This is a genomic window from Brevibacterium sp. SIMBA_078 (genome assembly GCF_046534565.1).
In the GTDB taxonomy this organism is placed as follows: Bacteria; Actinomycetota; Actinomycetes; order Actinomycetales; family Brevibacteriaceae; genus Brevibacterium.
Map to the genome: position 1 here is coordinate 433557 of NZ_JAWRYQ010000001.1, position 24723 is coordinate 458279.

At 66.1% G+C, this 24723-nt stretch carries 28 protein-coding genes; 11 read left to right on the forward strand and 17 right to left on the reverse strand.

Annotation, left to right across the window (positions count from 1 at the left end; translation table 11 throughout):
* Window positions 1-15: 15 nt before the first annotated feature.
* Complete coding sequence (locus SB749_RS01965) at window positions 16-1575, forward strand: sodium-dependent transporter (RefSeq protein WP_410708761.1); 1560 nt, start codon at window positions 16-18, stop codon at window positions 1573-1575.
* Between the two features lies 1 nt (window position 1576).
* The gene (locus tag SB749_RS01970) at window positions 1577-1690 is read left to right on the forward strand and encodes a methionine/alanine import family NSS transporter small subunit (protein WP_264799662.1); all 114 of its coding nucleotides are present in this window, start codon (window positions 1577-1579) and stop codon (window positions 1688-1690) included.
* Between the two features lie 28 nt (window positions 1691-1718).
* Here SB749_RS01970 and SB749_RS01975 read toward each other — a convergent pair whose 3' ends face one another.
* Window positions 1719-1886: a hypothetical protein gene (locus SB749_RS01975; protein WP_410708762.1), complete on the reverse strand. Its 168-nt coding sequence runs from the start codon at window positions 1884-1886 to the stop codon at window positions 1719-1721.
* A 146-nt stretch (window positions 1887-2032) separates the two neighbouring features.
* On the opposite strand from SB749_RS01975, the gene SB749_RS01980 reads away from it, so the two are divergent.
* The 3 genes from SB749_RS01980 (at window position 2033) to SB749_RS01990 (ending at window position 5401) form a co-directional block, all read left to right on the forward strand.
* Complete coding sequence (locus SB749_RS01980) at window positions 2033-3124, forward strand: S-(hydroxymethyl)mycothiol dehydrogenase (RefSeq protein ID WP_410708763.1); 1092 nt, start codon at window positions 2033-2035, stop codon at window positions 3122-3124.
* Window positions 3124-3795: an MBL fold metallo-hydrolase gene (locus tag SB749_RS01985; protein ID WP_410708765.1), complete on the forward strand. Its 672-nt coding sequence runs from the start codon at window positions 3124-3126 to the stop codon at window positions 3793-3795. Before SB749_RS01980 ends, SB749_RS01985 begins: the two co-directional genes overlap by 1 nt.
* 286 nt (window positions 3796-4081) lie before the next feature.
* Window positions 4082-5401, forward strand: coding sequence for an amino acid permease (locus SB749_RS01990; RefSeq protein WP_410709914.1), 1320 nt, complete (start codon window positions 4082-4084; stop codon window positions 5399-5401).
* A 212-nt stretch (window positions 5402-5613) separates the two neighbouring features.
* Here SB749_RS01990 and SB749_RS01995 read toward each other — a convergent pair whose 3' ends face one another.
* From SB749_RS01995 to SB749_RS02010, 4 genes are all read right to left on the reverse strand, one after another.
* The gene (locus SB749_RS01995) at window positions 5614-6627 is read right to left on the reverse strand and encodes a hypothetical protein (RefSeq protein WP_410708766.1); all 1014 of its coding nucleotides are present in this window, start codon (window positions 6625-6627) and stop codon (window positions 5614-5616) included.
* An 84-nt stretch (window positions 6628-6711) separates the two neighbouring features.
* Window positions 6712-7197, reverse strand: coding sequence for a 2-C-methyl-D-erythritol 2,4-cyclodiphosphate synthase (ispF, locus tag SB749_RS02000; protein WP_410708767.1), 486 nt, complete (start codon window positions 7195-7197; stop codon window positions 6712-6714).
* Window positions 7194-8228 carry a 2-C-methyl-D-erythritol 4-phosphate cytidylyltransferase gene (locus tag SB749_RS02005; protein ID WP_410709915.1) on the reverse strand — a complete coding sequence of 345 codons (1035 nt, stop codon included), beginning with the start codon at window positions 8226-8228 and terminating at the stop codon, window positions 7194-7196. Before SB749_RS02005 ends, ispF begins: the two co-directional genes overlap by 4 nt.
* Entirely contained in the window at window positions 8222-8704 is a 483-nt protein-coding gene (locus SB749_RS02010) for a CarD family transcriptional regulator (RefSeq protein WP_025779034.1), read from the reverse strand. The genes SB749_RS02005 and SB749_RS02010 overlap by 7 nt, the downstream gene beginning before the upstream one ends.
* A gap of 351 nt (window positions 8705-9055) precedes the next feature.
* Here SB749_RS02010 and SB749_RS02015 point away from each other — a divergent pair, with 351 nt between their 5' ends.
* Window positions 9056-9619: a hypothetical protein gene (locus tag SB749_RS02015; RefSeq protein WP_410708768.1), complete on the forward strand. Its 564-nt coding sequence runs from the start codon at window positions 9056-9058 to the stop codon at window positions 9617-9619.
* 237 nt (window positions 9620-9856) lie between these two features.
* Here the strand turns inward: SB749_RS02015 and SB749_RS02020 are convergent, their stop codons facing one another.
* Together SB749_RS02020 and SB749_RS02025 are read right to left on the reverse strand one after the other, a co-directional pair.
* Window positions 9857-10540 (reverse strand): response regulator transcription factor, encoded by a 684-nt coding sequence (locus tag SB749_RS02020; RefSeq protein ID WP_039208435.1) that lies wholly within the window; start codon window positions 10538-10540, stop codon window positions 9857-9859.
* Window positions 10537-11895: a sensor histidine kinase gene (locus SB749_RS02025; protein WP_410708769.1), complete on the reverse strand. Its 1359-nt coding sequence runs from the start codon at window positions 11893-11895 to the stop codon at window positions 10537-10539. The genes SB749_RS02020 and SB749_RS02025 overlap by 4 nt, the downstream gene beginning before the upstream one ends.
* A 267-nt stretch (window positions 11896-12162) precedes the next feature.
* On the opposite strand from SB749_RS02025, the gene phoU reads away from it, so the two are divergent.
* Entirely contained in the window at window positions 12163-12825 is a 663-nt protein-coding gene (gene phoU, locus SB749_RS02030) for a phosphate signaling complex protein PhoU (RefSeq protein ID WP_410708770.1), read from the forward strand.
* Window positions 12826-12993: 168 nt separating this feature from the next.
* On the opposite strand, the gene SB749_RS02035 is transcribed toward phoU, so the two are convergent.
* On the reverse strand, window positions 12994-13665 hold the full coding sequence (locus SB749_RS02035; protein ID WP_410708771.1) for an EamA family transporter: 672 nt from the start codon (window positions 13663-13665) through the stop codon (window positions 12994-12996).
* On the opposite strand from SB749_RS02035, the gene SB749_RS02040 reads away from it, so the two are divergent.
* A complete protein-coding gene (locus tag SB749_RS02040) occupies window positions 13577-14524 on the forward strand; it encodes a LysR family transcriptional regulator (RefSeq protein ID WP_410708773.1) in 948 nt (315 codons plus the stop codon). The genes SB749_RS02035 and SB749_RS02040 overlap by 89 nt on opposite strands.
* Window positions 14525-14618: 94 nt before the next feature.
* On the opposite strand, the gene SB749_RS02045 is transcribed toward SB749_RS02040, so the two are convergent.
* On the reverse strand, window positions 14619-15362 hold the full coding sequence (locus tag SB749_RS02045; protein WP_410708775.1) for a phosphoglyceromutase: 744 nt from the start codon (window positions 15360-15362) through the stop codon (window positions 14619-14621).
* Window positions 15363-15649: 287 nt separating this feature from the next.
* Between SB749_RS02045 and SB749_RS02050 the strand changes: the two genes are divergently transcribed.
* Window positions 15650-16693 carry a bile acid:sodium symporter family protein gene (locus SB749_RS02050; protein WP_410708776.1) on the forward strand — a complete coding sequence of 348 codons (1044 nt, stop codon included), beginning with the start codon at window positions 15650-15652 and terminating at the stop codon, window positions 16691-16693.
* The gene (locus tag SB749_RS02055; RefSeq protein WP_410708777.1) at window positions 16690-17448 is read left to right on the forward strand and encodes a GNAT family N-acetyltransferase; all 759 of its coding nucleotides are present in this window, start codon (window positions 16690-16692) and stop codon (window positions 17446-17448) included. The genes SB749_RS02050 and SB749_RS02055 overlap by 4 nt, the downstream gene beginning before the upstream one ends.
* Before the next feature lie 13 nt (window positions 17449-17461).
* On the opposite strand, the gene SB749_RS02060 is transcribed toward SB749_RS02055, so the two are convergent.
* From SB749_RS02060 to SB749_RS02090, 7 genes are all read right to left on the reverse strand, one after another.
* Window positions 17462-17842: an iron chaperone gene (locus SB749_RS02060; RefSeq protein ID WP_410708778.1), complete on the reverse strand. Its 381-nt coding sequence runs from the start codon at window positions 17840-17842 to the stop codon at window positions 17462-17464.
* The gene (locus SB749_RS02065; protein ID WP_410708779.1) at window positions 17839-18420 is read right to left on the reverse strand and encodes a YbjN domain-containing protein; all 582 of its coding nucleotides are present in this window, start codon (window positions 18418-18420) and stop codon (window positions 17839-17841) included. Before SB749_RS02065 ends, SB749_RS02060 begins: the two co-directional genes overlap by 4 nt.
* Before the next feature lie 50 nt (window positions 18421-18470).
* Window positions 18471-19907, reverse strand: coding sequence for a glycosyltransferase (locus tag SB749_RS02070; RefSeq protein ID WP_410708780.1), 1437 nt, complete (start codon window positions 19905-19907; stop codon window positions 18471-18473).
* Window positions 19908-20026: 119 nt separating this feature from the next.
* Window positions 20027-20836, reverse strand: a complete 810-nt coding sequence (locus SB749_RS02075; RefSeq protein ID WP_410708781.1) for an alpha/beta fold hydrolase — start codon at window positions 20834-20836, stop codon at window positions 20027-20029.
* Window positions 20837-20909: 73 nt separating this feature from the next.
* Window positions 20910-21221 (reverse strand): DUF2516 family protein, encoded by a 312-nt coding sequence (locus tag SB749_RS02080; protein WP_092010787.1) that lies wholly within the window; start codon window positions 21219-21221, stop codon window positions 20910-20912.
* A 192-nt stretch (window positions 21222-21413) separates the two neighbouring features.
* Window positions 21414-21911, reverse strand: coding sequence for an AzlD domain-containing protein (locus tag SB749_RS02085; protein ID WP_410708782.1), 498 nt, complete (start codon window positions 21909-21911; stop codon window positions 21414-21416).
* Entirely contained in the window at window positions 21908-22684 is a 777-nt protein-coding gene (locus SB749_RS02090; RefSeq protein WP_410708783.1) for an AzlC family ABC transporter permease, read from the reverse strand. Before SB749_RS02090 ends, SB749_RS02085 begins: the two co-directional genes overlap by 4 nt.
* Window positions 22685-22750: 66 nt before the next feature.
* Between SB749_RS02090 and SB749_RS02095 the strand changes: the two genes are divergently transcribed.
* Window positions 22751-23446: a helix-turn-helix domain-containing protein gene (locus SB749_RS02095; RefSeq protein ID WP_410708784.1), complete on the forward strand. Its 696-nt coding sequence runs from the start codon at window positions 22751-22753 to the stop codon at window positions 23444-23446.
* A gap of 74 nt (window positions 23447-23520) precedes the next feature.
* Here SB749_RS02095 and SB749_RS02100 read toward each other — a convergent pair whose 3' ends face one another.
* The gene (locus tag SB749_RS02100; protein WP_410708785.1) at window positions 23521-24669 is read right to left on the reverse strand and encodes an FUSC family protein; all 1149 of its coding nucleotides are present in this window, start codon (window positions 24667-24669) and stop codon (window positions 23521-23523) included.
* Between the last annotated feature and the right edge of the window lie 54 nt (window positions 24670-24723).

Here is a 24723-nt window from a genome sequence, read left to right on the forward strand (position 1 = left end):
TCAAGAAAGGACATCATGTCACCCAAGTCATCACCCCAGAGGGAGGTCTTCGTCTCCCGCGGCGCGTTCATCTTCGCGGCCATCGGGTCGGCGGTCGGCCTCGGCAACATCTGGCGCTTCCCCTATGTCACGTATGACAACGGCGGCGGCGCGTTCATCATCCCCTACCTCGTCGCGCTGCTGACGGCAGGCATTCCGCTGCTGTTCTTCTACTACGCGATGGGGCACCGTTCGCGCGGATCGGCACCGCTGGCCCACAGAATGGCACATAAGGGCGCCGAGCCCATCGGCTGGTTCGCCACCGGTGTCGCGATCATCATCGGCATCTACTATGCCGCGATCATCGCCTGGGCCGGCTCCTATATGTTCTTCTCGCTCACCGAGGCCTGGGGTGACGATTCGGAAGGCTTCTTCTTCGGCGAATACCTCAAGATGGGTGACCCGGGAATCTCGCTCGATTTCGTACCCGGCGTGCTCATCCCGATCATCATCGTCTGGATCATCGTCCTCGCCATTCTGCTCCTCGGTGTGCAGAACGGCATCGCGAACTTCTCGAAGATCTTCATTCCGCTGCTCATCATCCTCTTCCTCGCTCTCGTCGTCCGGTCGCTGTTCCTGCCCGGCGCCGCCGAGGGACTCAATGCGCTGTTCACTCCGGACTTCAAGGCGCTGACGGATCCGAGCGTGTGGATCGCGGCCTATGGGCAGATCTTCTTCTCGCTGTCGATCGCATTCGGCATCATGATCACCTACGCCTCGTACCTGAAGAAGAAGACGAACCTCACCGGTTCGGGTCTCGTCGTCGGCTTCTCGAACTCCGCGTTCGAGATCCTCGCCGGCATCGGCATCTTCGCTGCACTCGGCTTCATGGCCACGGCGCAGGGCGTCGAGGTCGCCGATGTGGCCTCCTCGGGCATCGGTCTGGCCTTCGTCGGCTTCCCGACCCTGATCTCGGAGATGCCGGGAGGAGCGATCTTCGGATTCGTCTTCTTCCTCTGCCTCGTCTTCGCCGGAATCACCTCGCTGATCTCGATCATCCAGGTGCCGATTCAGGCGCTGCGCGACAAGTTCCGCGTCGGCAACAAGGCCTCGACCGCGTGGATCGTCGGCAGCATGGCTGTCGTCTCCATCCTGCTCATGCCCACCATCACCGGTCTGTACGCACTGGACACGATGGATGCGTTCGCGAACAACATCGGCATCGTCGGTTCGGCCATCATGTCGATCGTGGTCGTCGGCTGGGCCATGCGGAAGCTGCCGGTCTTCAGTCGTCACCTCAACGCGGTCTCGAGCTTCAAGCTCGGACCGATCTGGATGACGCTCATCTCGATCACCGGCGTCGTGCTCGTGTACATGCTCATCACCCAGATCCTCACCTATATCAACGACGGCTACGAGGGCTACCCGCCGCTCATCCTCGGAGTCTACGGCTGGGGCATGATCGGACTCCTCATCATCGGATCCATCATCCTCACCCTGGTCCGCTGGCCGAAGGCGACGATCGACGAGATGGAGGCGGCCGTCGCCGATTCCGTCGCAGAAGAGAACCTCCGCACCGAGAACAAGGGAGTCTGACATGGGCACATCAGCAATCGTCATGATGGTCATCGCAATGGTCACCGTCTGGGGCGGCCTCATCGCGGCGCTTCTGCACCTGCGCAAGCACCCCGACGAAGACGTCGCCGACTGATCGCTGCGGGGTGAATCCCACCCCGTGATCACGTCCGGCTGAGTCGGATCCGCAGTGCCGCCTCGGCGACGCGGATCGGCTCACCCTCACCGAGGCGGCCCGATGCATCCCCAGCATCGGGCCGCCTTCGTCGTTCCACCTTCACCCGTCCTTGGGGAGTCCACCACCGGACCTGCCCCGCCCGTTTCCAACGCATCGTCTCACCACCGCATCCGCCACTGGTCGAGCCCAGCGTGCTTGGTTAGGGTGGGGATTGTGAGCACCCCGTCCGGGGGTGCACTCAGTCCACGTCGGGTGTTCCCACCAGTCGGACCCCGTCGCCGAAGACATTTAGGAGACGCAATGCCACAGACCGTCAAGGGCGTCATCTCCCGCAGCAAGGGAGCCCCAGTCGAACTCACCGACATCGTCATTCCGGATCCGGGTCCGGGCGAGGTCGTCGTCGATGTGAAGTCGTGCGGCGTCTGCCACACGGACTTCCACTACCGCGAAGGCGGAATCAGCGATGACTACCCGTTCTTGCTCGGCCACGAGTCCGCCGGAGTCGTCTCCGAGGTCGGCGATGGAGTCACCGAGGTCGCGGTCGGGGATTTCGTCATCCTCAACTGGCGCGCCATCTGCGGTGACTGCCGTGCCTGCAAGCGCGGCGAGCCCTGGTACTGCTTCGACACCCACAACGCTTCACAGAAGATGACCCTGCCCGACGGCACCGAGCTCGAAGCCGCTCTGGGCATCGGCTCGTTCGCCGAGAAGACGCTCGTCGCCGCCGGCCAGTGCACGAAGGTCCCCGAGGCGGACCCGGCAGTCGTGGGTCTGCTCGGCTGCGGAATGATGGCCGGGATCGGCGCCGCCATCAACACCGGTGAGGTCACCCGCGGCAAGTCCGTGGCCGTGATCGGTGCCGGCGGTGTCGGCTGCGCGGCGATCGCCGGTTCGGCGCTGGCCGGAGCGAACACGATCATCGCCCTCGACATCGACGAGAAGAAGCTGTCCTGGGCCACCGACTTCGGTGCCACGCACACCGTGTCGACGAAGGGCATGAGTGAGGACGAGGTCGTCGCCGCGATCCAGGAGCGCACCGGAGGCTTCGGTGCCGATGTCGTCATCGACGCCGTCGGACTCCCCGCCACCTGGCGGCAGGCCTTCTACGGCCGCGACCTCGCAGGCACCGTCGTCCTCGTCGGCGTGCCGACCCCGGAGATGGAGCTCACGGTTCCGCTGCTCGACGTGTTCGGCCGCGGCGGCAAGCTCAAGTCCTCGTGGTACGGCGACTGCCTGCCCGACCGCGACTTCCCGATGCTCGTCGACCTCTACCAGCAGGGACGCTTCCCGCTGGAGAAGTTCGTGTCCGAACGCATCGGCCTCGGCGACGTCGAATCCGCTTTTGAGAAGATGGCCAAGGGCCAGGTCCTGCGATCGGTGGTGGAACTGTAATGACAGCTATTGAGCATCTCGTCACGTCGGGCACCTTCTCCCTGGACGGGGAGACGCACAACGTCGACAACAACGTGTGGATCATCGGCGATGATTCCGAGGTCATCGTCATCGACCCCGCCCACGACGTCAATGCGATCGCCGAGGCGGTCGGATCCAGAGACGTCAAAGCCGTTCTCCTCACGCACGGTCACGACGACCACGTGGGAGTCGTCCGCGACTTCGCACAGCGGGTGGGCAACCCCACCGTGTACCTCAACCCCGATGACTATGTCCTGTGGGATATGACCTATGAGAACTACCGTCCCGAGGGACAGATCGCCCACGGCGACACCTGGACCGTCGGCGGAATCAAGCTCAAGGCCCTGCACACTCCCGGACATTCCCCCGGTTCGACGTGCTTCTTCGTCGAGACCGGCCTGCCGGTTCCGGCATCGGCCGGTGCCGGACGGGCCGTCGGTCCGGTGCTGTTCTCCGGAGACACCCTGTTCAACGGCGGCCCCGGAGCCACGGGACGTTCGCATTCGAGCTTCGAGACGATCATCGAATCGATCCGCGACGTGCTCTTCCCGCTGCCGGAAGCGACCGTCGTGCTCACCGGACACGGTGATTCGACGTCGATCGGCGCCGAGAGTCCGGCCCTCGAGGACTGGATCAAACGCGGCAGCTGAGCCGCCACAGACCGCCGGCTGATCGGCAGCTGATCCGGCTCTGACCGCTCGCCGGCGAACACGCAGAGCGCATCGCCGGCAGGCCTCCGGTCAGTCTCTGACCGACCAGTGCCACTCGCAGACGCGGGTCGCGACCCCCAGTGGTCCGCGACCCGCGTCTGCGCTTTCCGCCCCTGACGGATAGACTCGTCGGGTGCCTGAATCACAGTCTTCGCAGCCCGCCGAGTCAGCGTCCGCCTCGGCCACCGGCGCTTCCGCCACGACGTCCAACGGCCTCAAAGTGGGGATGAAGCCTCGCCACCTGGTGATGATGAGCCTCGGTTCGGCGATCGGCGCCGGTCTCTTCGTCGGTTCCGGTGCCGGGGTGCAGGCGGCCGGTCCCGCCGTGCTCATCTCCTACGTCGTCGCGGGTCTCATCGTCATCTTCGTCATGCGGGCGCTGGGCGAACTCGTCGCCGCCGATCCGAACCCGGGTGCGTTCTCGCACTATGCGGGCAAGGCCATGGGGCCGGCCGCGGCGTTCGCCGTCGGTGCTCTGTGGTGGGTTCAGCTGTGCCTCGTCGTCGCCGCCGAGGCCACCGCCGCCGCGCAGATCGCCGCCTCCTATATTCCGGCGGTCCCACAGTGGGTCATCGCCTTGGCGATCATGCTCGTCTTCACGGCCATCAACCTCACCACCTCGGGCAGCTTCGGTGAGTTCGAGTTCTGGTTCTCGCTCATCAAGGTCGCCTTCGTCGTCCTCTTCGTGGTGCTCGGTGCCGCGTACCTGTTCGGGTGGACCCCGGCCGAACCGCCCGCGCAGATCTTCGCCGACGGGTTCATGCCCACCGGCATCTCCGGCATCGCCGCCGGCCTGCTCGTCGTCGCGTTCGCCTTCGGCGGCATCGAGATCGTGGCGGTCGCCGCGGCCGAGACCGCGAACCCCGAGCGCAGCGTCTCTCAGGCGATCAAGACGATCGTGTGGCGCATTCTGTTCCTCTACATCGGGTCCGTGGCGATCATCGTCCTCGTCCTGCCGTGGACGGACGACCGCCTGGCCGAGTCCCCGTTCGTGGCCGTTCTCGAGACCGCCGGACTGCCTTTCATCGCCTCGCTGCTGGCCGCGGTCATCGTCATCGCGCTGCTGTCGTCGATGAACGCGAACATCTATGGGGCGTCCCGGATGTCGTTCTCGATGTCGCAGCGGTCCATGCTGCCGCGCGGACTCGGCCGCACCAATCGCCGCGGTGTGCCCGTGGCAGCGGTGCTGGCCACCTCGGCGTTCGGCTTCGTCGCCGTCGCACTCAACTATTTCTGGGCCGCCGAGGTCCTCGGGGTGCTGCTCAACATCGTCGGGTCGACGCTCATCGTCACCTGGGTCGCCACCCTCGTATCGCAGATCGTTCTGCGACGTCGCGCCGAGGCGGCCGGTCAGTCCCTGCCGCTGCGCATGTGGGGCTACCCGTGGCTGTCGTATGTCACCCTGGCCGGCATCGCCGTGATCATTGGGCTCGGCCTCACCGTCGAATCCGTGCGCTTCCAGATCGTCGGCACGCTCATCTTCGTCGTCGCGCTCTACCTCGTCGGTCTCGTCGTCACGAAGCGCCATCCCAACGCGAAGGTCTGAGTCCGGCGTTCACCGCCACCGAGGCGGCTGTCACTTCCGCGCCCGGACCGCGGCAGTCCTCGCCGTAGTCCTCACGGCCAGACCGCGGTAGTCCCCCGCGCCCGGACCGCGACAGTCCTCGCGGCCGGATCGCAGCCGACTCGCCGCGATCCCCCAAGGCCGGCGTTCAGCCGCAGCCTTCGTCCAATGCGGACATCTGAAGCCGCCGAGCCTCAATCGTCAAGTGCATCCAACGCGGCAATGAGCTCCCGCAGGCAGTGGGCCGAATCTGCCGATTCCGCCCAGCCGGCGAGCATGTCCCGTGTCTGGCCCACGTGCCGGGCAAAGTGCCTGCCCGCATAGTTCGTCACGTCGATCGGCACGATCCTCTCCAGCGCTTCGAGCACGACGTGCGCGGCGATGCCGAACACGGGAATCGGCACCCCGAGGCGGTTCCGCACGGCTTCGCTCGCGGCCTTCGCGGGACGGTCAAGGTGTGATTTCAGTGCAGCCCAGCTGCCGTCGCGGATGCTGAGTTCGGCGACGAAGGGAATGAATACCGTCGGCGGCAGAAGCACGGCTTCCATCGGCACCGGCAGAGCGAGTCGACCCAACCTCCTGACAAGCACACGCACCGCGGTCGAAGGTCCTGCGACGAGGAAGCGCGGCGCGCCGACCGGTGCCCAGTACGTCACTTCTCGCCCCGGTTCGACCTCCCGCATGGCCTCTCCCTCGCGACCGCCGGCTGTGCGCACACCTCTGTCGACCTCCCCGACCCCGTTGCCGGCCGTGCGCACGACTTCAGCCGGCGGACCCGGGTCCAGTCGCTCGGACAGGAACGCGGGTCCGAAGATGACTGCTTGGGTGGCGGGGAAAACGGCTTGTACTCGCTCGAGGTCTCCCTCGACCTGGCTCGTGGTCGCAATGAACGCGGGCGCGATGTCCCGAATCGCCGAGACCACCTCCGCGTCGAGATCTCCCGGTCGAGTCGTCAGCACGATGAGGTCCCAGCGTCCGTGCGCGGCAGCAGCGGCCCAGTCTGTGATCACCACCCGCCGAGTCGCGGCCACTCTGGTCACCGGCCAGCCATTGCAATCGGTCGGGTCGAAGGTGCTCACGCGCCGTGGAAAGGACGACCGCCCATGAGGACCAGCAGCGCGGGAGACGACGGCGACCTCATGGTCATCGGTGAAGAGCGCGGCCCCTGCGATGCCGATGGCGCCGGCCCCTTGGAAGAGGACACTCACTGCTTGTTCCTTCCTCGACTCTCGTGACTCGGTTCGAGCAGATCAGTGCAGGTGACACGGTACGGGTGGTTCAGAGCTGGTGAATCAGTTCGGATGAATCAGTGCCGAGGCGATGGCGGCGACTCCTTCGCCGCGACCGGTCAGGCCGAGGCCGTCAGAAGTTGTGCCCGATACCGATACGGGTGCGTCGGCAGCAGCCGACAGCGCCCGTTGGGCCTCTGTTCTGCGGGTGCCGATCTTCGGTCGATTGCCGATCACCTGAACGGAGATGTTTCCGATCTCGAAGCCTGCCTCGCGGACGATGCGGGCCGCCTCGGCGAGCAGCACCGACCCCGAGGCGCCGGCGAATTCCGGACGGTCGACGCCGAAGTGCTCACCGAGGTCGCCGAGTCCCGCGGCGGAGAACAGGGCGTCGCAGCAGGCGTGGGCGGCCACATCGGAGTCCGAGTGTCCTTCGAGTCCTCGTTCGCCCGGCCACAGCAGTCCCGCAACCCACAGCTCACGTGCGGGATCGGCGGCGAAGGCGTGGACATCGACGCCGGTGCCGATGCGGGGAATGACCTGATTCATCGAGGCTCCTTTGCCGAATCCGGCGCGCCCGGTCCAGGGGCGCCCGGTCCAGGGGCGACGGCATCATCACGCATTCGGGCGAGCTGTTCTGCGAGGACGAGGTCGAGCGGATAGGTGATCTTCAGCGCCTCTTCGTCACCGTCGACGGCGACGACGTCGACGCCGAGGCACTCGACGAGCCCCGCATCGTCCGTCGGCAGAGCACTGCCCTGCCGGTCGGCCCCGGTCGTCGAGCCCGCACCATCGGTCAGGCCCGCTCGATCTGCGGAGCCAGCCCCACCGGTCGGACCAACTCCATGAGCAGAGGTTGAGCCGCCGGCGGCAAACACGTCATGGGCCCGCCGGAGCACCTCGGCGCGGAACCCCTGAGGCGTCTGGACCCGTCGCAGCACGGCCCTGTCGAGGTCGCCCCGCACCACTGCACGACCGCCGGCGCCCACAGCGACGGCAAGATCCGGATTGTTGGGTCGATCCGCGGTGGTTTCAGCGCCAGAATCGTCGTGGATCGACCCGACAATTCCGTCGGATGCGCCCTCCGTGCCCGCGCCTGCCCCTGCATTCGGTTCCGCACCGACGGCTGCGTGCGGAACGACCCTCCGCACGGTATCGACCATCGGCAGAACCGGAACGACCGCCTCGGCGCCGGAATGCAGCGCGGCGACCACTCGAGTGAACACATCGGGCGGGGTCAGACACCTCGCCGCATCATGGACCAGAACGTATTCCGCATCGCGCTTAAGTTTCAAGGCTGTTTGCACCGAGGAATTGCGATCATTGCCACCTGCTACGGCTGTAATTGAAATTTCGCATTTCATCCGCGTGACTGCTTCGGCGATTTCTTCTTGCGCCTGCAAAAGAAAATCCTCGGGAGCGGCCACCACGATTGCGGAGGCGACTCCCGAGGAGATGATCGTCTCGAGGCTGCGGGCCAGAAGGGTCCGTCCGTTCACACGGACGAAAGCCTTCGGCTCATTGCAACCCAGACGGGATCCCGACCCTGCGGCCGGGATGATGACACAGGTGCTCAGGATGCAAGCACTTCGTCCAGCAGAGCTTCTGCTTCGGACTCTTCCTTCTTCTCGGCCAGTGCGAGTTCGGAGACGAGGATCTGGCGAGCCTTCGAGAGCATGCGCTTCTCACCGGTCGACAGGCCACGGTCCTGCTCTCGACGCCAGAGGTCACGGACGACCTCGGCTACCTTGATGACGTCACCGGACTGGAGCTTCTCGACATTGGCCTTGTACCGACGGGACCAGTTCGCGGGCTCTTCGACGAATTCGGCACGCAGGACGTTGAAGACCTTCTCGACGCCTTCTTCACCGACGACATCTCGCACACCGACCAGATCGCAGTTCTCTGCCGGAACTTCGATCACGAGATCGCCATGGGCGACCTGGAGCTTGAGATACAGCTTCTCCTCACCTTTGATGGCACGTTTCTTGATTTCTTGGATTGTCGCTGCACCGTGATGTGGATAGACAACAGTGTCGCCGACCTGGAAACTCATATTCTCTTCAAACCCCTTTCGCGGAATACCAGTTTACCATGAGGCTCGCCACAGAAATCGTTCAGGGTAGCGAATCTTCATGCTAGGCTCCGCCTCTGCCGCACACCGTGATGACCCCGGCTGACGCCTCTGCCAGCGAGAACATCGGAGAGGGCGCATTGCCACGAAGCTCGGCATTCAACCTCGACCGAACGCGATGCGGGCCGAACTTCGCCGCCTCTTCACCGAAACTTCAACCGCGACGCGCCCGAGCGTCGCGGAACCTCGTCCACTCCGGCCACCCGGTTCTACAGCGGGTCAAAAACCGGGTAGTATACAGACTGATCTTGTATTGCCACTTCAAGGAGCATAATGAAACGGCACAACCGCGCGGCTCTCGCCGTTGCCGCACTCGCTCTCGTTATCCCCGTCAGCGGATGTGCAAGCCTGCTGTCTCCCCATCAGACCGCCGAATACCACTACAACGGCGGCGATGGAGCCTCGGGAGCCGTCGGCGACGTCGAGGTCCGTGGGCTCATGCTCATCACGGACGAGGAAGGCTCCGGTCCGGCGCAGCTGTTCTTCACCCTCATCAACAAGGGTGACTCCACCGCCAAGGTGTCCATCGAGGTCGCCGACACCACGGTGAGCGAATCGATCAAGGCCGGCGACACCTTCGTCCAGGACCCGAAGAGCCCCGAGACCTCGTCCAAGGAAGTCGTCACGGTCGACAGCCTCAAAGCGAAGCCCGGCGACCTCGTCGACATCACTGTCAAGAACGGCGGCGACGAGAAGGTCATCAAAACCCAGCTCCTCACCGATACCCTGCCGTACTACGAAGAGTACGTGCCGTCGGAATCGCCGTCCGAGTCCCCGTCGGACATGCCGACCGAGGATGCCGGAGCAGCAGAGGGAACCGCAACGGCCAACGGCTGATCCGTCTTCCTCAAGCACCGGGACCAGTCCCGCGCGAGAGCACAGAAGGAGCCGCTCACGTCATGTGAGCGGCTCCTTCTGCATTCACGTCCGGCCAGCCGATCCCGGCCCGACGAACCCGGCCTCACGAACCTGGCCGGCATCCACCGACCTCGCCGATCAGCAGGCGCGGGTCTCGCCGGCACCGAACCTCACTCTTCGCCGATCAGAATCCCCAGGCTTCGCCGGATGGCGCCCTCAGGCTTCGAACTTGTATCCGAGTCCGCGCACCGTGGTGAGCAGACGCGGCTCCGAGGGGTTCTCCTCGATCTTCGCGCGCAGTCGCTTGACGTGGACGTCGAGCGTCTTCGTATCGCCCACGTAGTCCTCGCCCCAGATCCGGTCGATGAGCTGACCACGGGTCATCACGCGGCCGGAGTTGCGCACGAGGATCTCGAGCAGTTCGAACTCCTTGAGCGGCATGGACTGCTCTTCACCACGCACGGACACGACGTGGCGTTCGACGTCGATGCGCACTCCCCCGGCCTCGAGCACGGACTCGTCTTCGAATTCCTCGGTCTCGACATTGCGGCGCAGCACCGCCCGCACGCGAGCCAGCAGCTCACGTGAGGAGTACGGCTTCGTCACATAGTCATCGGCGCCGAGTTCGAGCCCCACGACTTTGTCGATCTCCGAATCCTTGGCCGTGAGCATGATGATCGGCACATTGGACTTCGCCCGCAGCTCGCGGCACACTTCGGTGCCGGAGGCGCCGGGCAGCATGAGGTCGAGCAGGACCAGATCGGCGCCGGTGCGGTCGAACTCCGCCAGAGCCTTGAGCCCGTCATCGGCGACCGTCACCTCGTACCCTTCCTTACCGAGCAGGTACGACAGCGGGTCCGAGAACGAATCTTCGTCCTCGACAAGCAGAATACGAGTCACGTTGTGAGCTTCCTTTGTTCGCTTTCTTCGGTCAGATCCTCGGGTGGGTCGGCGGTCGCCCCGCCGCCTCCATTATCACCGGAGGACGCGTCGTTGTCGCCGACCGGGTCGTCCGCGCCGGACGCGGCGGTTCCGCGCCCGTCGTCATCCGCCGAGGCGGTCCCGGTCGGATCCGCGGAATGTTCGATGAGGACCCCGGCCGGGGCCGAATCAGTCGCGGAGGCTTCGGTCGCAGTTCCGGCCAACGGGAGCACGATCGTGAATGTCGATCCCTTGTTCAGCTGGCTCCACACACGCACTTCGCCGCCGTGGGTGGCGACGATGTGTTTGACGATGCTCAGCCCCAGCCCGGTGCCGCCGGTGATCCGGGAGCGTGCCGGGTCGACTCGGTAGAAGCGCTCGAAGACGCGCTCGGTGTCCTGGGCGGTCATGCCGATGCCCTGATCGGTCACGGCGATCTCGATGCGCTCGTCGACGAGGTCGACCCCGACTCCGACGCGGGTGCCCTCCGGCGAATAATTCACAGCATTGTCGATGAGGTTGCGGACCGCGTTGACGAGCAGTTCGTAGTTGCCCTCGATGAGCAGATCGCTCGGCGGGGAGACCTCGATATGGATGTTCTTGCCTTCCGCCCCGGTCCGGGCACGGTCAGCGGCATCGTCGACCACCTCGGCGACGGAGATCTTCTCGGTCGTCGCGGGAGCGGCGTGGTCCTGGACGCGGGAGAGGTCGATGATCTCCTGCACGAGCTGGGTCAGCCGCTTCGACTCCCGCTGCATCCGCCCGCCGAAGCGTTCGACCGCGGCCGGATCGTCGGCGAAGTCGGTGACCGCCTCGGCGAGCAGGGCCATCGCACCGATCGGAGTCTTGAGCTCATGGGAGACGTTGGCGACGAAGTCCCGGCGGACGGCGTCGACGCGCTTGGATTCGGTCTGATCGTCACAGAGGACGAGGACGAAGGAGGTGCCCAAGGGAGCGACGCGGGCGTGGAGGTAGCGGAGCACGGAATCGGAGTTCTCCCGTGTCTGCTCGAGGTCGATCTCTTCGATGAGACCGCGTGCACGAACGCGGCCGACGACCCGCAGCATCTCGGGCGATGCCAGGGAATGACCTCTGACCAGGCCGAACGTATATGCGGCCGGGGACGCCTTGACGACATCGTCACCGGCGTCGATGACGATCGCGGCCGAGGGCAGGACGGCCAGCACCTCGGCGATGCCTTCGGGCAGGTCGTCTTCGGAATGCAGATCGGCAGCATCGCGGGAGCGTTCGCTGAATCGGAACGCAAGAATTCCCGCTATACCCAGGCCCAGGCCGACAACGCCGGTCAGGACCGCCACTACTAAGAGATCCACAGCCTCAAGCTTAGGCGGTGTCTACCGTCCCGGCGCACCGAATTCACTTCTGCTGGCGGTATTTGCCGAGGAATTCACCTTCCCGTCTGGAGTAGTTCACTCGATCGTGCGATGCTGACGTCTGTGTGCCTGCGTTCCCCGTCGTTCCCACCTTCCGCTTTCCCCCGCTGAGAGTGCGGACCGGAAGCGCCGGCACTCCTCAAAACACCAAGCACCGCCGACAGTCACTCCAGATTGTCACAATCGAGAGTTAAGGAACCGCAGTTCATGCGCGAAGTCTTCAGAAACGAATTGGACGACCTGGCCACCCAGCTGGTCGGCATGTCCACCAAGGTCCTCGACGCCATCCGCCTGGCCAACCAGGCGCTGCATTCGAATGATCTCGAGCTGGCCGAGAAGGTCATCGAGGCCGACTCCGTCATCGACAATATGCAGTTCACCCTCGATCAGCAGGCCGCCGAGATGCTCGCCCTGCAGGCCCCGGTGGCCGCAGATCTGCGCGCCGTCATCGGCTCGCTGCGGATGTCCGCATCCCTCGAGCGCATGGGCGACCTCGCCCGTCATATCGCACAGCAGGTGCGCATCCGCTATCCGGAGTCCGCGATCCCCGAGGCCTTCGAATCCGTGTTCGCACGGATGGGCGAGTCCGGTGAGAAGATCGCCGAGGCGACGCAGAGCCTGCTCTCGAATCCCGGCCTGTCCGATGTGCCCACGATCAACTCCATCGACGAGGAGCTCGACGAACTCCACCTGAGCGTGTTCGGGAAGCTCGGCGAAGCTCCCGCTGGTTCGCTGGCTCCCCGTCATATCGCCGATGTCACCCTGCTCTCGCGCTACTACGAGCGTTTCGGTGATCACGCAGTGTCCGTGTCGCAGAAAGTCGAGTACCTGCTCACCGGAAACTGGGAACCCTACCTGTCGAAGAAGTAGGGATCGGGCTCGACGAAGCACGAATCCACCGAAGCGCCCCGACATTGTCGGGGCGCTTCGCTTATCTGGAGGCCGAGACCTCTTCCGGCGCCTGACTGACGACGACCTTGCGGCGTCGTCTGGGCCCGTTCTTGATACCGCGGGCCAGGGTCTTGAGCACTCCCGTCGTCACGGCGACGCCGAGGAGCAGCAGGACTCCGCCGATGAGTTCGGCGATGCCAAGCCGGCGGTGTAGACGACCGAGGCCACGACACCCCAGGTCGGGTGCGTGAGTGCGTGGGCCACCTCGGCGGGTCCGTCGATGAGCATCGACAGTGCGACCATCGGAATCGGGACGACGAGAGCCGACCACACGGTCATCTGCACTCCGTTCGTGCCGGGTTTCACGCCGCGGGCGATGACGTTGCCCGTCGCCCAGGACAGGGCGGCCCCGACAGCGACGAGGAAGGCGACGATCGGTACGTTCGCCTGCAGACTCAGACCGATGACGGCCAGGCCGACGAGCCCGATGAGGATGCCGATGATCTGGCGGCGAGTCGGGATCTCGTGCAGCACGAGGGCCGCGACGATCACGGTGAACGCGGCTTGGATCTGGATGACGATCGAGGTCAGGCCGGCGGGCAGCCCGAGCGCCATGGAGGCGTAGAGAAGGCCGAACTGGCCGGCCGACATGAAGGTGCCGATGAGGAGGACGCGACCGAAAGAGCCGCGGGGAAAGCGGACGAAGAAGATCGCGGGCACCACGACGAAGGTGAATCTGGCGGCGACGAGGAGCAGCGGCGGCCAGTCGCGCAGGCCGCTGCGCACCCTCGTCGCCCTCGATTCGCTCGGTTCGGTCACGGCGACGGCCGAGTCCCTGGGATACACACCGGCTGCGGTGAGCCATCAGCTGCAGAAGCTCTCGCGCTACCTCGGCGCACCGGTGACGGAGCGGACAGGCCGCGGCATCGCGCTGACACCGGTGGGGCGGGAGCTCAGCCGGCGCGGGGCGGGCCTGCTGGAGGAGTTGGAGAGTCTGGAGACCGCGGCCCGAGCGCAGTCGGGTGAGCCGCGGGGGCGGATCACGGTCGGCGGGTTCTCGACGGGGATCCGCGGACTGCTCGTGCCCGCGCTGCCGCGGTTGGCCGCCTCGGCGCCGGAGCTGACGGTGTCGAACTTCGAGGAGGAGCCGGATGAGCTCATCGAAATGGTCACGGCCGGCAGGATCGATGCCTCCCTTGTCTTCGGCTGGGATTCGTCCTCGCTGCATCTGCCCGCGACGCTGATCTCGGAGACGATCACCGCGGATCGGGCGGATATCGTCATGCACCGGGATCATCATCTGGCCGCATGCACCGAGGTGACCCGCGCCGATCTGCTCGGCGAGATGTTCGTGTCGGCTCCGCGCAATGCCGTGTGCCATCGCTGGCTGACGGCGCTGTTCGAGGAGCTGGACAGCAAGCCGCAGATCGACTATTGGGCCATCGAGTACGACACGCAGATCGAGTTCGTCCGAGCTGTCGGGGCGTTGGCCCTCGTGCCGCGGTTAGGCAGGCCGCATCTGCCGGCAGATGTCGTGGCGGTGCCGCTCGATGATCCGAGCATTGCCCGCACGATCTCACTGGTGTGGCGGAAATCGATGTCGGCCTCCCCCGCCATCGTCTTTCTGCTCGAAGAGATGAAGGCGATCGCCGGGAAGGCCGACACGATCAGTGCATGAGTGAGGCCGGGGTTCGGCGTCCGAGTGCTGTCTCGACGCCCGAGCCCGAACGGAGCCCGAACGAACCCTGCCCCTTCTACGATGGGCCCGAGATTCAGCGTCCCTGGTTGGCGACCTGGCCGATGGCGGCCGCGGCCGCCTCGGCGTCGAGGTAGGTTCCGCCGGGGGTGACCGGGGTGAAGTCCTCGGTGAGCTCGTAGTGCAGCGGAATGCCGGTGGGGATATTCAGCCCCGTGATGTCGGCATCGGAGATCCCGTCGAGGTGCTTGACCAGTGCGCGCAGCGAGTTGCCGTGGGCGGCCACGAGCACGGTCTTGCCGACGGTGAGTTCGGGCACGAGGGTGTCGTACCAGTACGGCAGGAGGCGATCGATGACGTCGGCGAGGCACTCGGTGCGGGGCAGCGCATCGCCGAGGTTGGCGTAGCGGGCTTCAGCGGCCTGTGAGAATTCCGAGCTGTCGGCCAGGGCCGGCGGCGGGGTATCGAAGGAGCGGCGCCAAGTCATGAACTGCTCTTCACCGAACTCGTCGCGGATCTCCTTCTTGTTCTTGCCCTGCAGTGCGCCGTAGTGGCGTTCGTTGAGGCGCCAGCTGCGGTGGACGTCGAGCCAGGACAGATCCGCTGCCTCGAGTGCGATGTTCGCGGTCAGGATCGCACGCTTGAGCCGCGAGGTGTAGACGACATCAGGGATGAGGTCTTTCTCGCGCAGCAGTTCGCCGGCACGCTTGCCTTCGGCCCGGCCTTTGTCCGTGAGGGTCACGTCGACCCACCCGGTGAACAGATTCTTCTGGTTCCATTCGCTTTCGCCGTGGCGCAGCAGGATGAGGTTATACGTCATGGCTCCATTTTGACACGACCGTTCGGCCGGAGACGCCGATGCCCGTCATCACTGACCGTCATCACTGTCGGTCATCACTGCCAGTCATCGCTGCGGTCTCCTCCGGCGGTGGCCCGCCAACGCCACACCGATCCTCCTCGCCACCGCTCTTCCTCCCACACCGATCCTCCTCGCCACCGCTCTTCCTCCCCCACCGATCCTCCTCGCCGCCGACCCTCCTCGCCGATCGGGTCTCAATTCCTGGGCAACTGTCTCGAATGACAAAATCGACGGAGTAGCCTGGACCCATGTCACAAACGCCAGCACCCCAGGCCTCCGGGAGCACCGCCGCTCCCTCTGCCGACCGCAGCTCGATCATCGCCGTCACTGCCCTGCCGGTCCTCGTCGTCATCGCAGGAGTGCTCGGGTTCCTGCTGCCCGATGCCTTCACGCCTCTGGCGCCGTCGATCACGTGGGCGCTCGGCGTGGTCATGTTCTTCATGGGCCTGACCCTGACGCTGCCCGACTTCGCCCGCATCGCGAAGCGGCCGTGGATCGCGGTGCTCGGAGTCGTCACTCAGTTCGTGGCGATGCCGCTGCTCGGCCTCCTCGTGGTGACTGTCTACGGGCTGCCGCCCGAGATCGCGGTCGGCGTCATCCTCGTCGGCTGCGCTCCCGGCGGCACTGCGTCGAATGTCGTCACCTATCTGGCCAAAGGCGACACGGCGCTGTCGGTGTCGATCACGACCCTGTCGACTCTGTGCGCTCCCGTACTCACCCCGCTGCTGACTCTGTGGTTGGCTGGTTCGTATATGGACGTGCCGTTCTGGTCGATGTTCGTCTCGATCTGCCAGACCGTGCTCGTCCCAGTCATCGTCGGCGTCCTTGTCCGGGTGTTCGCGTCGAAGTTCGTCGACAAAATCTCGCCGGTGCTGCCATGGCTGGCCTCGATCGCCATCGCCTATATCGTCTCGATCGTCGTAGCCGGTTCCGCGGGTTCGATCGCCACTGCCGGTGTGCTCGTTCTGCTGGCCGTCGTCACGCACAATCTGCTCGGGCTCGGCGTCGGCTACGGTGTCGCCGCGGCCTGCCGCCTCGACACTCCGACCCGTCGCGCGCTGTCCTTCGAGGTCGGACTCCAGAACTCCGGTCTGGCGTCGACCCTGGCCACCACGTACTTCTCACCGCTGGCAGCACTGCCCGGAGCGGTCTTCAGCGTGTGGCACAACGTCTCCGGGGCCCTGTTGGCCTCGCTCTTCGCTCGTCGCCCCTACGGCAAACCGCCGGTCGGTGCGTCCAATAGTGAGCCGGCCGCTGCCGGAGCGACCTCCGCTGGGACCGCGAGCCGATGACCACCGAGGCGGCCCCGGGCGAGGGCAGACCGGGTCAGAGCGAATCGGGTCGGGGCGAATCGGGCCGAGGCTTCGACGGGTTCTCCCCTCAGACCCTGGATCTGGCGGGCCGGACGTTCGTCGTCCGTCGCGCGACCGAGACCGATGTGCCTGCCATTGTTGCACTCCTGCGTGACGACGTGCTCGGAGCCGCCCGTGAGGCCGATGTCGAAGTGGACGACCGCGCGGACGCTGTCGCAGCCGGCTCTGCACCTGCCATCCCCGACGCCGAGGATGCGGCCCCTTATGCTCGTGCGTTCGCGCTCATCGACGCCGATCCCAATCAGCTCCTCGTCGCCATCACCGAAGCATCCGGCCGGGCTGACCCGCCGGGCCGGGCTGACATAGCCGACCGGACCGAGTCAGCCGAACAGGCCCAATCAGCCGGCCAGCCCCGATCAGCAGGCCAGCCTCTATCAGCAGGCCAGGCGCACGACGGCTCGACCGTCGTCGGGACCCTGCAGCTGAGTCTGCTGCCCAGCCTGTCGCGCCGCGGTACGCTCCGACTGCAGATCGAAGCGGTACGCGTCGGCCCCTCTGCTCAGGGCATCGGGCTCGGCACCGCGGTCTTCGAATGGGCTCACGAATGCGGTCGCCGCTTCGGCGCCGGACTCGTTCAGCTCACCACTGACAAGTCACGCACCGGTGCTCAGCGTTTCTATGATCGGCTCGGCTATGTCGCCAGCCACGAGGGAATGAAGCTGCCGCTCGACTGAGACCGGCGCACCCTCACATCCACTTCACTCCGTCGACCTCGAATTCGCGGATCCGGTGGGCGATCATCTCGGTCAGCAGCTCGGTCGGAATCTCTCCGTCATACGGCAGTTGGATCGACCCCTTACCGGTGTCGAAGTCCTGCAGACGGTCGGCGAAGGCGTCTTTCGTGCTGGGAGTGAAGACGACATTCGCGTGCTTCTTGTACCCGGCGAACACGAACAGGATCGAGCCGAGGGCATAGGCGGGGCTGCCCCATTTGAGGCTCTCCTCGGCCTGCGGTGCAGCACCACGGCTGAGCTTGCGCAGCCGGGTGAGAAAGGCTCGGTGTCGTTCGTCGTCGAATGAGGCGATGTATTCGTCGACATTCGCGGGCTTGGAGGCGGCCGCACTCATGGGCGCGGGCCCTCGCTCGCACGATCGACCGACACCGCCGGAGGCTCGGAATCGGCGTCGCCGAAGGTGCCGAGGAATTCGTTGTCATCCCCGCTGAGCACCCTCTCGAAGGCCGCGAGGTTGCGCGTCGATTCACCTCGGCCGACCCTCCAGGCCCACTCCTTCTTCATTCCGGTGAGGAACCCGATCTGGAGAAGCTCGTTGAATGAGGAATCCGCCGTGGCGAGCATCGCCCCGAGAAGTCCGTCGAGTTCGTCGACCAGATGCTCTCGGGGCACGCTCGCACGCAGATAGACATCGCCGAGGCTGTCGATCGCGAACGCCACCGGCCCGGGTTTGAGGTTCTTCTGCAGCAGCCACCGGTTGAATGCGGCCGAATTCTCGTCCGGATGGCGGATGACGAACGCCTGCAGATGGGCGGTGCGAGCGAAAACGCTGATCGCCACGTTGGTCTTGAGCTTCTTCTCCCCCGGCAGGGTGACGACGATCTCCGCATCCTCGATCGAATCGACGGGAACGTCGTTGTTCTCGGCCCAGGTGCGCACTCCGGACAGGATCGCCTCGGTGTCGGTGCTCATGCTCTCACGCCTTTCGCTCGGCTCTCGTGCTCACCGCCGACTCTAGTCGTTCAGCATGCCCCCAGCGCTTCCGAGCGCCGCGTTGACGAGCCGGAGATGTCCGGCACAGCGTCGAGGACGGCTGCCACAGTGCGGCCCCAGTCGAAGCGTTCGGCACGGTCGACGGCGTGGCCGGCGAGTTCGGCTCGCAGCTCCGCGTCCTCGAGCAGGGTTTCGATCGCCGTCGCCCAGTGGTGCGGGTTGTGATCGGCGATGAGCAGTCCCGAATGTCCGTGTTCGACGATCTCCGGGAGTCCTCCCACCGCCGAGGCGATCGCCGGCAGACCGGAGGCGGCCGCTTCGGCGGCCACGAGTCCGAAGGATTCGCTGCGGGAGGGAACGACGAGCACGTCCGCGGCCCGGTAGTAGTCGACGAGGATGTGGGAGGGAACGGGCGGGCGGACCTCGACGCTCGGTTCGCTCGCGATCGCCGCGGTCAGCTCCCGCAGATACGTCGAGGACGGCCGGACCGCTCCCCCACCTGCTTCGACGCCTGCCCCCGAGGCGGCACCGAGGAGAATACCGCGGGTCCGGGAGGCCAGGTGCGGGTTGCGTTCCCGCAGTTCGGCCAGGGCGTCGACGGCGACGTCGGTGCCTTTGATGAACTGCATACGCCCCACGTAGAGGACGATCGCCTCGTCCGAGTCGAATCCCAGACGCTTCCGCGCTCCCGACTGTGAGCCAGGTGCGTAGAGCGCGTGGTCGACACCCGGTCGGGCGACGACGACCGAGTCGGGATCGGCGTGGAGTTCTGACACGAGGTCGCGGCGTTCGGCGGGGGTGGCTGCGACGAGCAGGTCGGCCTCGGCGGCGATGCGCTCTTCGGCTTCGAGTCGTTGGGGACGTTCGTGGCTGGTGTCGGAATCGCGGTTCTTCACGGCCCCGATCGTGTGCATGCTCACCGCGATCGGTGCTCGGTCAGGTCTGGTCTGCCCTGCCCCGGAAGCGGACTCAGCGCCGAAGTCGCCGGACTCAGCGCCGATGTCACCGGATTCAGCGATGGTGTCGACGGCGATGTCACGAGCGCGCAGGGCCGCCTCGGCGGAGATCCAATAGTGGGTCCAGATGAGATCGGCGGCGCGGAAGTCGGGGTGGGCATTGAGCATGTCGGCGAGTTCGTCGATCGCGTCGGCGAGTTCGTCCTTCGTCGTGGCGCCGACGGGCAGGTGGTGGAGGGTGATGGATTCGGTGATCTCCAGCCTCGCGCTCCGACCTGCGGAGGGGCCCGCGCCGCGCCCCTGACCAGCTCCGGTCCCGTCGACAGCGACGCCTTCGCTGCCTCCCTTGCCGTCGAGTCCGCCGGGGTCGGCGGTGAACACGTCGACTCGATGTCCGGCGGCGGCGAGCGCGCGCACGGATTGGTCGACGTAGACGTTCATTCCTCCGGCGTCGCCCTGGCCGGGCTGGGCGACGGGCGAGGTGTGGAGGGAGAGGACGGAGATGCGCACGGAGACAGTCTAGCCAACGACCTCGGTCCGGTGACCAGCCGAAGCCAGCACGCACCCGAAGCCAGCGCCCAATCGAAGCGAACGCCTAACCGAAGCCAGCCCCTAACCGAAGCCAGCGTCTAGTCGAAGAACTCGCCGAGGATGCGCCGCACATCGTGACGGCCGCGCCACAGGATCGATCCGGCCGGCAGCACCTCGAGGCGAGAGTGCGGAATCGCACGGTGGATGTCTTCGGCGACGGGGACCGGATGTGCCGGGTCGTCTTCGTGGGTGAGCACGAGGACGTCGCCGGGGAAGGAGCGCAGGTTCTCGGCTGCCTCATCGGTGTCCGCGACAGCGATTTCGAGGGCGAGTCCGAGTCCGTCGGACATGTCCGTGCGGACGAGGTTCTCGGCCTTCGCCTTCGTCCAGGCTCGCGCGGGAAGCATCTGGGCCACCTCGGCGGGTTCGCGGGAGAGCATGAGGTCGACGATGCCGTCGATCTCCTCATCGGCGATGAGGCGGCGCAGTCTCTCCAGGTAGGAGCGGTTGGCGGCGGCCACCTCGGCGGGGAATCCGGTGAAGGAGGCTGGGAGGACGAGGGCGACCTTGTCGAGGCTGCGGGTGACGGGGTGGGCGATGCTCAGCAGGTGGAGGAGTCCTCCGGCGGACATCGAGACGCCCAGCGCTCGGCTCGCCGAGGTGGTCCTCACGGCGTCGGCGAGCACCTCGGCGATCTGTGGGTAGGTCCAGCCGGGGCCGGGTGATGGGCGGCCGCCGTGGCCGGGCAGGTGGAGGAAGTGGCGGGTGCCGGTGATGCCGGTGCCGAAGGGGCGGGTATCGCGGATCGCGCCAGCGAATCCGTGGCCGAAGAGGGTGTGCGGCTCGCCGGTTCCGAAGGTGGCGATGAAGCCGGATTCGGGTCCCGGCAGGTTGAGGTCGGTGCTCATAGGGTGAGTCTAGTCAGCGTGCGCTGGGCGCTTGCCGATCGGGTCCGCGAATGCTGCTACCGCGTCGATCCGGTCAGCGGTTGCGGTAGCGCGGGTCGACGGCGCGGACCTTCGGGCGCACATCGGTGAGGTAGACGATGCCGGCGACGAGAGCGATGATGTTGAGGAAGATCATGCTCATGCCCATTGGCGGCAGGGCGATGAGGGCGAGCGCGAGTCCGACGCCGAGGAGGATGACCCAGAACTTCTTGCTCTGCTTGTCCACGGCGCGGTAGTTCTCATCCTTGAAGCGGAGGCAGTCGATGAACGCCCAGAGCTGGACGACGAATGCGGCCACCGTCAGGGCAAGAAAGACGAGACGCTGAAAGCCCGCGATGTATTCCATGGTCCCAGCCTAGCAATCTCGGGCTTTCGGGGCAGTTCCGGGCGGCAGATCCTCGGCAATTGCCCATCCGCATCCCACGGCTTTCACAGTGGGTGCGCACTGCCTCGAGGCGGCGGCCCACGTCTGCGGCGGCCCACGTCTGCGGTGCCGGCTCGCTGCCCCGTGGTTGCGGTCAGTGCGTGCCGCCCCTGCTCAGAGGATCCCGGTGGTGCGGATGAGCGCGCACACTCCCATGCCGATGACGACGGCGAGCAGCATCGGCACGCGCAGAATTGATGCGAGAACGCCGGCGCCGACGCCGATGAGACGGGCCGGATCGGCGATGTCTGTGCCGTCGAAGACCGCGGTCGTGGCGAAGACGGCGCCGATGAGTACGACCGTGGCCCGGTCCATCCACATCGTCACACGCTCGGTCGAGTCGGCCGAATCACCTGCCCCCGCCGAGGCGGCTGTGCCCTGTCCGTCGCGCCGTGCAGGGATGGCTGTGCCCTGTTCGTCGCCACTTGCAGGGGCGGCTGCGCCCCGTCCGTCCACACCCGCGGAGGAGCCAGCCCCCACCGAGGCGGTCGCCGGGGTCCGCCGGCGCCCCTTCGTGGCGATGGCCGCTCCCACCTTCACGCCGGCGAAGCGCATGAGGTAGGTTCCGAGGCTCAGCCCGGCAAGGGCGATGAGGAAGCTGACGGCGCTCATCGGCGGCTCTCCTCTCGAGTTGTGCGCTGCGAGTGTTCGGCATCGTGCTGGTCTGCGCTGTTGTCGCCGAAGCGGCGGCGTCGGGTGAACCAGCGCACACCCCAACCGGCAGCGACGAAGACGAAGACGGACAGTGAGGTCACGGCACCCAGACCGAGGGGCAGCAGCGGGGTCAGGCCCACGGCGATGAGGATGCCGATGACGGTCAGCGAGAGTGTGACCCGGTTCTTCAGGTCCCCGCGGATGAGGCAGAAGAGGATGATCGGGAAGGCCGCGTCGAGTCCGAGCAGGTCCGCGTTGATGACGCTGCCCAGCCACTGGCCGACCATGGCACCGCCGGGCCACATGATGGCGATCGCGGCGCCCATGAGCAGGAACGCATGCCATTTCGCCCGGTCGTTGAGCCCGAGGCGCGAGATGGCGGTGGATTCGTCGTTGATCCAGTGGGAGGCGATGAGAGCTCGCCAGTCCTGCGGAAAGAACGGGCCGACCGCGACTCCGAAGGCGAAGTTCCGGGAGTTGACGAGGAGACCCGCGAGCACTGCGAGGATCGGGGCACCGCCCGCGGCGATGACGCCGACGAAGGTGAATTCGGCGGCGCCGCCGAGGGCGAACATCGCCAGCAGCAGAGTCTGCCACCAGGCGAAGCCGGAGACCGCGGAGATCGCCCCGTACGACAGCGCGACTGCGATGATCGTGATGGTGACGATGGCGACCGCACGATAGGTCGAGCCGGGCAGCACCCGATCAGCCGTGCGGAATAATGAACCCATGTTCTATACAGTGCACCCTCGGCAATCGTTCGTCAACCCGAACGACCTAACCGCTATAGTGAACTCATGACTTCTCGAAGCAACGACGATTCGCTGAATGACTCTCAGGGCGGTTCCGACTCCGATACGCCTGCCGAGGCGATCATCGAGCATACTGCCGGAGCTGCCGACGAACCCGCCCCCGATCAGGCAGCCGCCGCTGCTCCCGGCTCAGCGCTCTCGCCGAGTCAGCAGATCGCGGCAGCGCTGAAACGCGAACGACTGCGCGCCGGACTCTCCCTCTCCGAGGTCGCCAGGCGCGCCGGCATCGGCAAGTCGACGATGTCCGGGCTTGAGACCGGAAGCGGAAATCCGAGCCTGGAGACGATGTGGGCTCTGGCCGCTGCGCTCGACATCCCACTTGCCCGCCTGCTCGACCCGCCCCCGCACGAGGTCGCCTTCCAGCACGTCGGCGATATGCCGAGCCTGCCGTCGACGACTGCGAACTATGTGGCTACCCTGCTCTCACCGTCGCCGACGAATGCCCGACGCGATGTCTACTTCATCCAGGCCGAACCGGGTGAGCCCAGGGAGTCTCAGCCGCACCCGCAGGGCACGATCGAACATGTCGTCCTCGGCCGCGGGGCCGCACGCATCGAAGTGCTCGGGAAGTCCTACGACTTGGGTGTCGGCGACTATCTCACCCATCCGGGCGATCAGCCTCATCGCTTCACGGCTCTGGAACCGGGCACGAACGCCGTCTTCGTCGTCGAAAGCAGCTGACCGCCTCGGGCACGCCCGGTTCGACGCACACCGCAACCGGCGTGCTCTCCGCAGCACGCGCGAAGCTTCGACTGCTATTCGACGGCCGGCCCGTCGTCCTCATCGGCGTTCACGGCCAGCGGTGGAAGCCGGGACTGAGCTTCCTCACGGGTGAGTCCCGCGGCCTGCAGCAGGTCGACGGCGACTGTCCGCAGGAGCAGGACCATCGATTCGTCGTGGATGTCCCAATCGGGTTTCGCCCGCGGGTCCAAGGCTCCCGCCGCCTCGGACAGGGCCGCCTCGGCGAGGGAACGGTCGGTGCCGCGGCGCAGGGCGATCTCGAGCTTCTTCGCACCGTCGGCCAGGGATCCGACGTAATCGGCGATGACGGGTTTGGCGACGCCGAGCTCGGTGATGCCGACGACGCGGCGGGCGATGACCCGCATGGTCCGCATCGCGCGGTCGGAGAAGGTGTGGGCACGGGAGAGGCGAGTGACCTCGGCCGCGTGCCGGCGGGCGCGTGCATTGATCTTCGCGGCTTCACGGGAGATCCGCAGGGATGAGCCCCAGGAATCGATGATGTCCTGGGTTTCGCGAGCACGTTCGAGGGCTCGCCCGGCCATCGTCACATCGGCTTCGCGCAGGGCTCGTTTCATCATCCTGAGGACGGCGTCGACCTCCTCGAGCATGTCCGCGGCCAAGCGACGCGGAGCCTTTCGGGCATCGCGCGGGATCAGCAGTGCCAGCAGAATCGCGCAGACGGATCCGGTGAGAGCGTCGAGGGTGCGCGGGAACGGCATGGTGGTGGCGCTGGCAGGGACTACGACGACGTAGACGGATTGGACGGCGATCTGGGTGATGAAGATGCCGCCGGAGTTCAGTATCGTGCCGATCGTCAGGCCGATGATCAGGGTCAGGGCGAGCTGCCAGATGCCGGAGCCGTAGAAGTTGACGAGTATCTCGCCCACGAGCACCCCGAACGTCGCTCCGATGCCGATCTCGAGGGCGCGGCGCAGGCGACGGTCGACGACGGGGCCGATTCCGACGGCGGAGGCGACCGCGGCGAGGAACGGATACGGGTGGCCGAGCACGTAGACGCAGAAGGCGTAGGCGGCGGTCGCGGCGATGGGGATCTGGATCAGCTGACCGGAGTTCACCCACACTCGCTTGAGCCCTAAGCGCAGGCGGTGGGCGACGACGTTGAACCCCCGCCGAGGCAGTTCGCTGACCCGATTGTCCGCCATCAGTCCCCTCTGCCGCTCGCTGGTGCTGTACTCAGAATACCGGAAATGTGGCAT